Below are 12,178 nucleotides of genomic sequence, written 5' to 3'. Positions count from 1 at the left end.
CCACCCATATATACCCCACCCTTTGAACACTTTTCCCCAACTCCCCGCTCTTCCGATCTCGGGGGTCTCCCCGGCTGATCCGGCGTCTGCAAGTACCACCGACTGCCAGTCGGTGGTACTTGCAGACGCCTTCTGGCTAGCAGGGAACGCGGCGGCTCGTGAAGTCGAGGCCCACGGCCACCTCCCGGCACCGTTCCTCACCGTCCACCCTCAGCTTCAACGTCCAGAACACGCTGCCGTACGACTCGGTCGTGCGCAGCACCTGTGCGTCCTGTGTGGGCAGTGGCTGCCGGGACCGCAGCGCGGGTTCGACCTGTGCCAGCAACGCGTTCTCCGCGCGGTCGGCAGGGTTGGCGAACGGCCAGACGGGTACGCCGTAGCCGATGGGGTCGCTCGCGAGCACGCCTCCGACGGCACCGGCGCCGAGGAGGGCGCCGAGCGCGACGAGGAGTGCGGCGGTCCGTCTGCGCTTGCCTTCGCGATCGGGACCGCGTTCGGTGAGGACAAGCACCCAGCGCTTCACCCCACCGAGGGTGCCGACGGAAGAGGAGAGCGCGCATCAGTAGTCCTACGCAATCAGCAGACCGGGCTGCCTGGCGTGCCGTGTACGCCCTTTGCGTCGGTTTCTTCATGACGTTGCTGGACACCACGATCGTCAACGTCGCGATGCCCTCGATGCAGGCCGGGCTCGGTGCCTCGCTGAACGACATCATCTGGGTGAACAGCGCCTACCTGCTGGCGTTCGCCGTGCCGCTGCTGATGACCGGCCGGCTCGGTGACCGGTACGGGCCGAAGCGGCTCTACCTGATCGGGCTGCTGCTGTTCGTGCTCGCCTCGCTGGCGTGCGGGCTCGCGGGCAGCTCCACGGCGCTCATCGCCGCCCGCGCGGTGCAGGGGCTGGGGGCCGCGGCCATGACGCCGCAGACGATGGCGTTCATCACGCACCTGTTCCCGGCGGACCGGCGGGGTGCAGCGCTGGGCATGTGGGGCTCGGTCGCGGGACTGGCCACGGTCTCGGGACCGCTGCTGGGCGGTGTGCTGGTCACGCACCTGGGGTGGCAGTGGATCTTCTTCGTGAACATCCCGATCGGGGTGGTCGCGCTGGTCCTGCTCGCGCTGTGGGTGCCGGACCTGCGGCCCGGCCGGGCGCACCGGTTCGACGTGCTGGGCGTGGTGCTGTGCTGCGCGGGGCTCGGGCTCGTGGTGTTCGGCGTCCAGAACGGCGAGCACTACGGGTGGGGGCGGGTCGCGGGACCGGTCACGATCCCCGAGGTCGTGGTGGCCGGGGTGGTGGTGCTGGTGGCGTTCGTGCTCTGGCAGGCGGCCCCGCGCAACCCGGAGCCGCTGCTGCCGCTGCGGATCTTCCGCAACCGCAACTTCTCGCTCGGCAACGTCGCGAACATCGCCATCGGGTTCACGGTCACCGCCTTCTTCGTGGCGCTGGTGCTGTTCCTGCAGACCGTGCCGAAGCTGTCGCCGCTGATGGCGGGCCTGGTCACGGCGCCGGCGTCGCTGATGTCCGGCACCACGGCGATCTTCGCGGGGCGCTGGTCGAACCGGGCGAACGCCAAGGTGCTGCCGATCAGCGGGTTCGTGCTGCTGGCGGTGAGCATCGGCACGATGACGTTCCTCCTGCACGACGGCAACCAGTGGGTGCTGGTCCCCTCGCTCGTCGCGCTGGGCGTCGGCATGGGGCTGGTGTACTCGCCGCTCACGAACATCTCCATCCGCACGGTCGACCGGTCGCTGCTCGGTGCGGGTTCGGGCATCTACAACACCTCGCGGCAGTTCGGGAACGTGCTGGGCAGCGCCGCGATGGGCGCGGTGCTGCAGGTGGTGCTGGCCGCGACCGGCGACTTCACCACGGCGGTGCGGGCGACGTTCTGGATGCTGATCGCGGTGCTCCTGGTCGGGCTGGTCGCCGCGGTGGCCTTCCGGCCCGTGACCCCGGCGACCGCACCCCCGGGGAGCGCACCGCCCGTGCCAGACTCCGGGCGTGCACCTGATCCTGGCCTCCCAGTCCCCCGCTCGTCTTAGCGTGCTGCGGGCGGCGGGCATCGAGCCCGTCGTCCGCGTGTCCGGTGTCGACGAGGACGCGCTGGTCGCCTCGCTCACCGACCCGACGCCCGAGGAGACGGTGGTCGCGCTGTCCGCGGCCAAGGCGGAGGCGGTCGAGCACGACGACGAGTGCGTGGTGATCGGCTGCGACTCGATGCTGCTGTTCGAGGGCGAGCTGGTCGGCAAGCCGGGCACGGTCGAGGTCGCGCGGGAGCGGTGGCAGCGGGTGGCCGGCAAGAGCGGTGTGCTGATCACCGGGCACACCGTGCTGCGGGTGTCCGGCGGGGAGGTGGTCGGCCGGGCGTCCGCGGCCGAGTCGACGACCGTGCGGTTCGGCACGCCGGCCGCCGAGGAGCTGGAGGCCTACCTCGCGACCGGTGAGCCGCTGCACGTCGCGGGCGGCTTCACGATCGACGGGCTGGGCGGCTGGTTCATCGACGGCATCGACGGCGACCACACCTCGGTGATCGGCATCAGCCTGCCGCTCACCCGGCGGCTGCTGGGCCGGTTGGGTGTTCCGGTGTCCACACTCTGGTAGCCCTGGTCACACTTCCTCCCAACAGGGAAGATTGCCCCCAGCGGACGCGTTGGGGGTACGCGGTGAACGAGTATTTGACGCGTCGTCGGACCATCGACCACGGACGCAGGACGAGCACGGGCTGTACGGGCTGACCGCCCCCAGCCCCCTTTCGCTCATCCCTGCCCAGGAGATGTTCCAGTGTCGATCGTCCAGACATACCGCAAACCCAAGGTCTTCGGCCTGACCGTGCTCGCCGCGCTCGTCCTCGGCGCGCTGGCCGGCTGGCTCGGGAAGGGCACGTGGCTCGCGCCCGTGCTCGCCTGGATCGGCGGCAACTTCACCAAGCTGCTCCAGCTCACCGTCATCCCGCTCGTGTTCACGGCGATCGTCGTCGGCATCGCGTCGCTGCGGCACCTCGGCGGCGGTCGCACCGCCGCGCGCCTGGGCGGCAAGACGTTCCTGTGGTTCGGCATCACGTCGCTGGTCGCCGTGCTGATCGGCCTCGCCGTCGGCGCGGTCCTCAAGCCCGGCCAGGGCGTGCAGATCGAACCCGCCGCCGGTGCCGTCGACAAGCTCGCCAAGCGCGCGTCCGGCTCGTGGAGCGCGCTGCTCGACAACCTGGTCCCGTCGAACATCTTCAGCGCCTTCACCGAGGGCGACGTGCTGCAGGTCGTGTTCATCGCGGTGCTCGTCGGCTTCGCGGCCTACGCGCTCGGCGACAAGGCCGCGCCGTTCACGAACCTGGTCCGCTCGTTCTTCGACATCGTGCAGAAGGTCGTCGGCTGGATCATCCTGCTGGCCCCGATCGGCATCTTCGGCCTCATCGGCAACGCCGTCGCCACGTACGGCAACTCGTTCGTGCGGCCGCTGTTCTCGTTGATCGTCGCCGTCTACCTCGGCACCGCGATCGTGCTGTTCGTCGTTTACCCGGTGCTGCTGAAGTTCGTCGGCAAGGTCTCGCCGGTCGAGTTCTTCCGCAAGTCGTGGACGGCCATCCAGTTCGCGTTCGTGTCCCGCTCGTCGGGCGCCACGCTCCCGTTGTCCCGCAAGGCAGCCACGGACCTCGGCGTCTCGCAGGAGTACGCGAACTTCGCCGTGCCGCTGGGCACCACCACCAAGATGGACGGCTGCGCCGCGGTCTACCCGGCCGTCGCGACGATCTTCATCGCGAACCTGTTCGGCATCCAGCTCTCGGTGTGGCAGTACGTCGGCATCGTCGCGGTGGCCGTGTTCGGCGCGTTCGCGACCGCCGGCACCACCGGCTGGTACACGATGCTCACCCTGACGCTGGGCGTCATCGGCCTGCCGCCGCAGGTGATCGCGACCGGTGTGGCCGTGGTCTACGCGATCGACCCGATCCTCGACATGATGCGCACCGCGACGAACGTGGCCGGGCAGATCACCGTGCCGGTCGTGGTCGCCCGCAGCGAGGGCCTGATCGAGGACGGCGCTCCCGCCGAGAAGGAACTGATCAACGCCTGACGCCTAGGCGTCGGTGCAGGGACGGAGCTGGGACAACCTCGGCGCCGGTGCGGGCCAGCCTGGCAGCTGCTCCCGCGCCGGCGCCGCCTGCGTGCAGCCGATGTCCGGACCGAGTGCGCTGAACACCTGCACGAACGCGTCGCGGCACTGACCGCCGCACGCGAGCTGCGCGGCGACGATGTCCGCGACGCCGTCCTCGTCGACGTCGTGCAGCCCCAGGTAGGCCGCGCTCGCCAGGTACGTCGTCTGGATGCGCGACCACGTGCCGTTCTTGCGGACCAGCACCTCGCCGAGCACCTCGTCGTTGTGCGGGCCGCGCACCAGGCACACGCTGACCGCCGACGCGTGGCACAGCAACGAGTCGGCGGTGATCGTCGCGCCCGCCTCGGCGGTGGTCATCTCGAAGATGAACGTGCCGGTCTCCCCGGTCACCCTGATCCGCCCGCCGCCGGTGCCGCCGAGCAGCTCCACCATGTCGCCGCCGACCGACCTGCCGACGACGGACTGGCAGACGGTGGTACCGCAGCGCATTCCCCCGCCGCTGCCGGACTGGCCCGAACCGGTGTGGTCGGGACGCTGGGAGTAGGCGAACACCAGCCCCGCGACGACCACGGCGGCAGCGACGACGGCGACCACCCGCGAGGACCTGGCTGCACCCACAGAGCAGATTGTGGCGGATGGGCCCACGATGGATGTGAAGTGAGCCGTCTCTCCCTCTCCCCGTTCACCGGTTTCCGTAGACTGCGGCACCAGCCAGAGCCGTAATTGCCGGTCCCAGCAGGAGGTACGACGCCGTGTCGCTGCGCAAGGTCCTCATCGCCAACCGCGGTGAGATCGCCGTCCGGGTCATCCGCGCCTGCAAGGACGCCGGGCTGACGAGCGTCGCCGTCTACGCCGACCCCGACCGGGACGCGCCGTTCGTCCGGCTCGCCGACGAGGCGTTCGCGCTCGGCGGGAACACCCCCGGCGAGAGCTACCTGTCGATCGAGAAGGTGCTGGCCGCCGCAGCGCAGTCCGGTGCCGACTCCGTGCACCCCGGTTACGGCTTCCTGTCCGAGAACGCCGAGTTCGCGCAGGCCGTGCTGGACGCGGGCCTGGTCTGGGTCGGCCCGACCCCGCAGGCGATCCGCGACCTCGGCGACAAGGTGACCGCGCGGCACATCGCGATGCGCGCCGGCGCGCCGCTGGTGCCCGGCACCAAGGACCCGGTGTCCGGCCCCGACGAGATCATCGCGTTCGCCGAGGAGAACGGCCTGCCGATCGCGATCAAGGCCGCGTTCGGCGGCGGTGGCCGCGGCCTGAAGGTCGCGCGGACGCTGGAGGAGATCCCCGAGCTGTTCGACTCCGCGGTGCGCGAGGCCGTCACGGCGTTCGGCCGCGGCGAGTGCTTCGTCGAGCGGTACCTGGACAAGCCGCGCCACGTCGAGGCCCAGGTGCTCGCGGACACGCACGGCAACGTGATCGTCGTCGGCACCCGCGACTGCTCCCTGCAGCGCCGCCACCAGAAGCTCGTCGAGGAGGCGCCCGCGCCGTTCCTGACCGACGAGCAGCGCGCCACCATCCACTCGTCGGCCAAGGCGATCTGCCTGGAGGCCGGCTACCACGGCGCCGGCACCGTCGAGTACCTCGTGGGCCTCGACGGGTCGATCTCGTTCCTGGAGGTCAACACCCGGCTGCAGGTCGAACACCCGGTGTCGGAGGAGACCACGGGCCTCGACCTGGTGCGCGAGCAGTTCCGCATCGCCGCGGGCGAGAAGCTGCGGTACACCGAGGACCCGGCGCCCCGCGCGCACTCCATCGAGTTCCGGATCAACGGTGAGGACGCCGGCCGCGGCTTCCTGCCGGCGCCGGGCACCGTGACCACGTTCGTGGCGCCGTCCGGGCCGGGCGTGCGCGTGGACGCCGGTGTGGAGAGCGGTTCCGTGATCGGCGGGCAGTTCGACTCGCTGCTGGCCAAGCTGGTCGTGACCGGCGAGACCCGCGAGGAGGCCCTGGCGAGGGCCCGGCGCGCGCTGGACGAGATGGTCGTCGACGGCATGGCGACCGTGCTGCCGTTCCACCGCGTGATCGTGCGCGACGCGGCGTTCACCGCCGAGAAGCCCGAGGGCTTCACCGTGCACACGCGGTGGATCGAGACGGAGTTCGACAACCGGATCCCGCCGTTCTCCGGTGGCGCGGACGCCGCCGCCGAGGAGGCGCCGCGGCAGACCGTGGTGGTCGAGGTCGGCGGGCGGCGGTTGGAGGTGTCGCTGCCGGGTGACCTCGCGGTGGGCGCGCGTCCGGCCGCCGGTGGTGCCGCCGTGAAGAAGCCGGCGAAGGCCAAGCGCGCGGGCGGCGGGTCGGCGGCGGTGTCCGGTGACGCGGTGGCGGCGCCGATGCAGGGCACCATCGTGAAGGTGGCCGTGGAGGACGGGCAGACCGTCGCGGCCGGGGACCTGATCGTGGTGCTGGAGGCCATGAAGATGGAGAACCCGGTGACGGCGCACAAGGCGGGCACCGTGACGGGGCTGGCGGCCGCGCCCGGTGACCCGATCACCCAGGGCACCGTGATCTGCGAGCTGAAGGACTGACAGCTCAAGCATCTGCGGGGGAAGCAGGGTGGGGGCTCGCCTACCATTGAGGGGTGAGCGACCCGGCACGGGACATCCGCATCGGCGACACCGAGCGCAGCCAGGCGTTGCAGGTGCTCGGTGAGCACATGAGCGCGGGCCGCATCGACGTGGACGAGTACGGCGAGCGGTCCGCGCGGATCACCACCGCGAAGACCCGCGGTGAGCTGCTCGCGCAGTTCCGCGACCTGCCGGACCCGCGGCCGCAGTTCGCCGTGCCGACGCCGATGTTCGACCAGCCCTCTGCCGTGCCCGCGCGCCGCTGGGAGGGCGCGGTGGTGCCGGTGGTCGGGGTCGCCGTGGTGATCGCGTTCTTCGTGCTCGTCAAGAACCCGCTGATCTTCCTGCTCATCCCCGCCGTCGCGATCCTGTGGGGGCAGTGGAACGGGCGCCGGCGGTGAAACCGCTGCTGCTGCTCGACCTCGACGGGGTGCTGCGCGCGTATCCACCGACCCCGCCGGACATCGCCGCCGTCGCGTTCGAGCCCGGTCTGCTGCACCGGGCCGTCACCGGTGAGATCACCGACGCGCAGTGGCAGGACGAGATCGCCAGGACGATCCCCCGCGAACGGGTCGACGCGTGGGCGGCGGGCGGTGAGGTCGTTCCCGAGGCCCTGCACCTGGCCCGGCTGGCACGCCGGCAGTGCTTCGTGGCGCTGCTGTCGAACGCGACCACGCGGCTGGAGGCGGACCTGGCCGTGCTCGGGCTCGACGGGGAGTTCGACGCGGTCTTCAACTCCTCCCGCCTGGGCGTCGCGAAGCCGGACCCCGCGATCTACCGGCGGGTGCTCGACGAGCTCGGCCGCACCACGGCGGTGTTCTGCGACGACAGCGAGGAGAACGCCGTCGCGGCGACCGCGGCCGGGTTGGACGGCGTGCACGTGCCGGACGTGCGGGCGCTGCGGGTGGCGCTGGCCACGCGCGGGCTGGTCCCGCCGACCGTGCTGCTGGTGCTGCCCGACCGCGACGAGGCCGAGGAGCTCGCCACCGAGCTGCTGGGAGAGGGCTGGGCGCCCGCGCGGGTGCACCGGGACATGCTGGCCGGTGAGGACGACGCCGAGGACGTGGACTGGGTGGTCGAGCTGACCACCGCACCGGACGGCTCCCCCGCCTCCGCGCACCGCGACGAGCTCGACGAGCTGGCGGAGCGGCACGACGGGTTCGCCGCGGAGCACTAGCCTCACCCGCGTGGAAGCAGTCGAGATCAACGCCGGCGAGTACTACCTGAGGGCGTTCCGGCGGGACGACCGGATCAACGACGTCCCGGCGATCACGGCCGCGTTCGCCGACGAGGAGACGCGCCGGTACATGCCGAGGATGGGGCTGCACAACGAGGCGGCGGCCGAGATCTTCGTCGACTACCTGACCAACGGCTGGACCTACGAGCAGCGCGTCTCGTGGGCGGTGTGCGACGCGACGACGGCCGAGCTGCTGGCCGGTGTGGTGATCCGCGACCTGGACCTGAAGTTCGGGCTCGGCGAGATCACCTGCTGGACGCAGCCGGAGCACCGCGGCCGGGGCGTGCTGACGATCGCGCTGAACTCGACGCTCGCGTTCGCGTTCGGCGGGCTGGGCGTGCACCGGGTCGCCTACCGGCACGCGGCGTCGAACAAGGCGTCGCAGCGCGTCGCGGAGAAGTGCGGGTTCACCCTGGAGGGTCGACTTCGCGACGAGGCGATAGTCGATGAGCAGCGAGAAGACATGTTGCTCTGGTCTCGCCTGGCCACGGACCCCTTCCCGGAGCAGCTACGGTGACCGGCCATGCGGATCCGAGCGCTCCTCACCGCCGCGGTGGTGGTGCCGGCGCTGGCGCTGACCGGGTGCACGACCGGGCCTGAACGCAGCTCCGGCGACAGCAGTGCCCCGCCGCCAGCGCCCACGTCCTCGGCGACCAGGCCGTCCCTGCCGCCCCGGCCGCTGGCGGTCCCGCTGGACGAGGTCGACCCGTGCGCGGTGCTGACCGCCGACCAGCGCACGGCGCTGAGCCTGGACAGCCCGCCGAACCCGTACGTCGAAACGAGCTTCAACGGCGCGAAGGCGTGCTCGATCCGCAGCACGACCAGCGGCAACGTCACCCGCCTCGCGCTCGTCCTGGTCTCCGGCGCCGACGTGTGGATCTCGGAGAACGCCCAGGTCGAGTACGTCATCGGGGCGATCGAGGGGTTCGCGGCGATTACTGTCCGCACACCCGGGATCGACGACGTCTGCAACGTCGAGGTCGACGTCGCCGAGGGCCAGTTCCTCGACGTCATGTTCCGCGACGGCGGCAATTCCAGTGGCGCGCAACAAGATCATTTGTGTCTCGGGGCCCAGCGGGTGGCGGAGGCCGCGATGGCCAGTTTGACCCAGAAGCGCTGACCCACACGGGGGGAAGTCACCCGTTGCACTCCACAGCGTTACCTTCGGTGGTTAGAGTGGCTGAGCGCTTGCAAGCACAACCGCCGGAGGTTCCACCATGCCGCCAGGGGGACGCAGCGGGGCTGACTCCTCGCCGCCCGTCCAGCACGAGCTGAACGTGGAGCCGGACGCGATCCCCGCGTTGCGCAGCACCTTCTCAGCCGCGTTGACGAAGCTCGACAAGCAGATCGAGCTCGCCGTCACCGAGTTCCGGGTCCGCCCGTGGGCCGGCGACCCGGTCAGCGCCGAGGCAGCGGAGAAGTTCAACGAGCGGTCGGTCACCGACGGCGACTCCGCCCTCGAGGCGCTGCAGAACTACCAGCGGCAGCTGAAGACGGCGATGGACAACCTGAACCAGATCGAACGCCAGTACCGCGTGGTCGAGGGCGACAACACGGGCCTGATGGGGAAGAGTGGTTGCTGAGATGGTGGAGCACCGCTGGCAGGGCTACAGCCACGAGGAACTCTACGCGCGCATCCACGCCGGTCCCGGCGCTGCTGCCTCGCACACCTCGGTCGAGCGCTGGGCCGGTGTGTCCAGTGCGCTGAGCGAGATCAACGACGACCTGCACCGCGGCATCGCGAAGTCCGGCGCCCGGTGGCAGGGCAGGGCGGCCGAGCAGGCCGCCGCCGGCATGAACCCGCTCGCCGCCTGGGCCGACGGCGCCCGCGGCGGAGCCGACGTCATGCGCTACTCGGCCGAGCTGCAGGCCGACCACATCGCCAAGGCCCGCGCCGACATGCCCGCGCCGGTGAAGGTGACGGCGGAGCAGCCGAACGCGCTGGTCAGCGGCATCGTGCACCTCTTCGGCGGCCAGACCGACCACGAGCAGCAGGAGGCGGCAGCGGACTCCGCAGAGCGCCGCGCCCGTGAGGTCATGGCCACCTACGCGTCGTCCACGACGGCGAACACCTCGACGCTGGGCCAGTTCACCCAGCCGCCGCAGCTGCAGATCAGCGCCTCGGGCATCACGTCGAGCAGCGGCCCCGGCGTGCACACGCCCGGTGGCTGGGTCTTCGGCCCGCACGGCGGCACGGGCACCGGTCCGCGCACCCGCACGGGCTCCGGCTCGCGCGGCTCGACCACCGCGCCCCCGCGTGGCGGCAGCGGCACCGCTCCGGGCACCACGACCCGCAGCTCGGGCGTGTCGCCCGCGGCGACCACGGGCAGGGGCACCGGTTCGACGTCGCTGTCCTCGGCCGGCCAGGCCGGCACCGCGGGCACGTCCGGTCCGGCGGGCACCGGCGCGGCCGGCGTCGGCACCACGGGTGCCGTGCCCGGTCAGCGCACCGGCAACCGCTCGTCGTCCTCGGCCGGCACCGGTGAGGTGAAGGAGATGGAGGAGGGCGCGACCGCGTCGTCGTCGGCGGCCGTCGGCCAGATGGTCGGCCACACCGCGACGGTCAACAACGCGGGTGGCGCCCACGGTTCGTCGATGGGCCCGCTGGGCACCGTCGGCGGGCAGAACAACGACCGCGTGCACCAGCGCTCCGTGCCGTTGCCGCAGTCGTACGACCCGTTCGGCGGCATGGGCCCGCGCAAGGGCGAGGACGAAGAGGACCTTGAGCACAAGGCCGCCGACTACCTGCGCGAACGCGATGACATCTACGGGATCGGCAGCTACGCGCTGCCGGTGATCGGGGAGAGCACGACCGACTGATGACGCTGCTGGGCCTGGACCTCGGGACGAGTGACACGCGCGACCCGGTGGTCATCTCCGCGCTGGAGTTCGACGTCCTCTGGGAGCACCTCGGCCTGGAGACGATGCCGCTGGTGCTCAAGGTGCCCTCACCGGGCAAGACCCGCGAGGAACGCCGCGTGCTCGAGGACCAGGTCTGGCGCCAGCTCGGCGCCCGCGGCCTGGGCGGCCCGCGGTCGCTGGACCCGACCCTGGAAGACCTGCTGCACGTGCTCAACCGCCCGCAGCGGGAGATCGACGCCCGCCTCTGGCTGCACGAGCGCAGCGTCCGCCTGCTGGCGGCCGGCAAGGGCCAGGCCGGTGTGCTCGCCGTCCTCGACGGCGGCCAGCTCCTGCTGCGCCCCGCGGAGGCCGACGGGCTGCCCCGCGAGGCCCTGACCGTCCTGCCGTCCGCGCCGGCCGGGGAGGGCCACTCCATCACCCTGCCGTCGGCGGACCTGGACGCGGCGGCCTCCTCGGCGGCCTCACCCGAGGACCTGGAGGCCGAGCTGTGCTCCCGCGGCCTGCGCGCCGACGACGCCCACGCGCTGGCCGACATGGTCCGCGACGCCACGCACCGCGGCCAGTTCGGCGCGGCGGCCCGCGACAAGTGGGGCAAGCGGGTGCGGCCGGACCGGGTGGTCTCGTTCTACGACACGCCCCAGGGCCGCTACCTGCAGATGCGCCGGGCCTCGGAGGGCAGGCCGCCGTGGTCGACGATCACCCCGGTGGACTACCGCCGGCTGCACCACCACCTGGTGGAGCTGCTGGAAGAGGCCACCGGCCAGCCGTCCTGACCCGTCACGCGCCCCTTCGCCCGCCTGCTGAGGTGCACGCGGGGAGCTTTCGTGCGCTGTGAGCGCACGAAAGGGCCCCGCGTGAGGGCAGCGGCGCGGGGCGCGCGGGGAGAGGGAGCTAGGGGCCGATGCCCTGGCAGGGGCGGGTCCGCAGGTCGTTGACGTAGTCGTGCGGAGCGCCGGCGGCCTCGGCCGCGTCCGCCACGACGCCGATGTACCGGGCGGAGGGCAGGCCGCCCTCGTACGCGTCGAGGACGTACAGCCAGGCCACCACGGACCCTTCGAGGGTCTGCACCCGCAGCCTGATCTTCTTGTACAGCCCGAGCGCCCCCTCCCACCGGTCCAGGCGCGACTCGTCGCGCGGTGAGACGTCGTAGAGCACGCAGAACGTCTGCTGGTCCGGCTCTTCGACGATGGTGGCGAGCGCACCCTCCCAGCCGAGGTCCTCGCCGCCGAAGGTCAGACGCCAACCCACGAGCCAGCCGGTCCCCGCGAGCGGGGAGTACGGGGCTCGCTCCATCATCTGGTTCGGATCCATGTTCGACCCGTACGCGGCATAGAGCGGCACGTCCGACAGAGTAGCGACTCGACGATCAGCTTTCGGTCCTGGCGACACGGCGGTTCGCGACAACGCGTA

The 12,178-nt window shown here is 71.6% G+C and carries 14 protein-coding genes; 11 read left to right on the top strand and 3 right to left on the bottom strand.

Going from position 1 to position 12,178, the window contains the following annotated elements; translation table 11 throughout:
• Nucleotides 1–136: 136 nt before the first annotated feature.
• Entirely contained in the window at nt 137–523 is a 387-nt protein-coding gene (locus tag AB0A63_RS39725) for a hypothetical protein (protein ID WP_360401720.1), read from the bottom strand.
• A gap of 80 nt (nt 524–603) precedes the next feature.
• Between AB0A63_RS39725 and AB0A63_RS39720 the strand changes: the two genes are divergently transcribed.
• The 3 genes from AB0A63_RS39720 to AB0A63_RS39710 all read left to right on the top strand — a co-directional run bounded on the left by AB0A63_RS39720 (nt 604) and on the right by AB0A63_RS39710 (nt 4,060).
• Complete coding sequence (locus tag AB0A63_RS39720) at nt 604–2,037, top strand: MFS transporter (RefSeq protein WP_360401717.1); 1,434 nt, start codon at nt 604–606, stop codon at nt 2,035–2,037.
• Nucleotides 1,997–2,596, top strand: a complete 600-nt coding sequence (locus AB0A63_RS39715; RefSeq protein WP_360401714.1) for a nucleoside triphosphate pyrophosphatase — start codon at nt 1,997–1,999, stop codon at nt 2,594–2,596. Before AB0A63_RS39720 ends, AB0A63_RS39715 begins: the two co-directional genes overlap by 41 nt.
• 180 nt (nt 2,597–2,776) lie before the next feature.
• Nucleotides 2,777–4,060 carry a dicarboxylate/amino acid:cation symporter gene (locus AB0A63_RS39710; protein ID WP_360401711.1) on the top strand — a complete coding sequence of 428 codons (1,284 nt, stop codon included), beginning with the start codon at nt 2,777–2,779 and terminating at the stop codon, nt 4,058–4,060.
• Between the two features lie 3 nt (nt 4,061–4,063).
• On the opposite strand, the gene AB0A63_RS39705 is transcribed toward AB0A63_RS39710, so the two are convergent.
• Nucleotides 4,064–4,720, bottom strand: a complete 657-nt coding sequence (locus AB0A63_RS39705; protein ID WP_360401708.1) for a hypothetical protein — start codon at nt 4,718–4,720, stop codon at nt 4,064–4,066.
• 134 nt (nt 4,721–4,854) lie between these two features.
• Here AB0A63_RS39705 and AB0A63_RS39700 point away from each other — a divergent pair, with 134 nt between their 5' ends.
• From AB0A63_RS39700 to AB0A63_RS39665, 8 genes are all read left to right on the top strand, one after another.
• Entirely contained in the window at nt 4,855–6,630 is a 1,776-nt protein-coding gene (locus AB0A63_RS39700) for a biotin carboxylase N-terminal domain-containing protein (protein ID WP_360401705.1), read from the top strand.
• A gap of 53 nt (nt 6,631–6,683) precedes the next feature.
• Nucleotides 6,684–7,070, top strand: a complete 387-nt coding sequence (locus tag AB0A63_RS39695) for a DUF1707 domain-containing protein (RefSeq protein WP_360401702.1) — start codon at nt 6,684–6,686, stop codon at nt 7,068–7,070.
• On the top strand, nt 7,067–7,846 hold the full coding sequence (locus AB0A63_RS39690; RefSeq protein ID WP_360401699.1) for an HAD-IA family hydrolase: 780 nt from the start codon (nt 7,067–7,069) through the stop codon (nt 7,844–7,846). The genes AB0A63_RS39695 and AB0A63_RS39690 overlap by 4 nt, the downstream gene beginning before the upstream one ends.
• 10 nt (nt 7,847–7,856) lie before the next feature.
• Nucleotides 7,857–8,423: a GNAT family N-acetyltransferase gene (locus AB0A63_RS39685; RefSeq protein WP_360401696.1), complete on the top strand. Its 567-nt coding sequence runs from the start codon at nt 7,857–7,859 to the stop codon at nt 8,421–8,423.
• Between the two features lie 6 nt (nt 8,424–8,429).
• Nucleotides 8,430–9,026, top strand: coding sequence for a DUF3558 domain-containing protein (locus AB0A63_RS39680; RefSeq protein WP_360401693.1), 597 nt, complete (start codon nt 8,430–8,432; stop codon nt 9,024–9,026).
• A gap of 97 nt (nt 9,027–9,123) precedes the next feature.
• On the top strand, nt 9,124–9,489 hold the full coding sequence (locus AB0A63_RS39675; protein WP_360401690.1) for a transcriptional regulator: 366 nt from the start codon (nt 9,124–9,126) through the stop codon (nt 9,487–9,489).
• A 1-nt stretch (nt 9,490) separates the two neighbouring features.
• Nucleotides 9,491–10,726: a PPE domain-containing protein gene (locus tag AB0A63_RS39670; RefSeq protein WP_360401687.1), complete on the top strand. Its 1,236-nt coding sequence runs from the start codon at nt 9,491–9,493 to the stop codon at nt 10,724–10,726.
• The gene (locus tag AB0A63_RS39665; RefSeq protein WP_360401684.1) at nt 10,726–11,541 is read left to right on the top strand and encodes an ESX secretion-associated protein EspG; all 816 of its coding nucleotides are present in this window, start codon (nt 10,726–10,728) and stop codon (nt 11,539–11,541) included. Before AB0A63_RS39670 ends, AB0A63_RS39665 begins: the two co-directional genes overlap by 1 nt.
• Before the next feature lie 118 nt (nt 11,542–11,659).
• Here the strand turns inward: AB0A63_RS39665 and AB0A63_RS39660 are convergent, their stop codons facing one another.
• A complete protein-coding gene (locus AB0A63_RS39660; RefSeq protein WP_360401681.1) occupies nt 11,660–12,109 on the bottom strand; it encodes a gamma-glutamylcyclotransferase family protein in 450 nt (149 codons plus the stop codon).
• Nucleotides 12,110–12,178 lie beyond the last annotated feature (69 nt).

It is taken from the genome of Lentzea sp. NPDC042327, assembly GCF_040647275.1.
Classification (GTDB): domain Bacteria; phylum Actinomycetota; class Actinomycetes; order Mycobacteriales; family Pseudonocardiaceae; genus Lentzea.
Note: the sequence above shows the minus strand (reverse complement) of the source record. Positions and strands in the feature narration are given on the sequence as shown.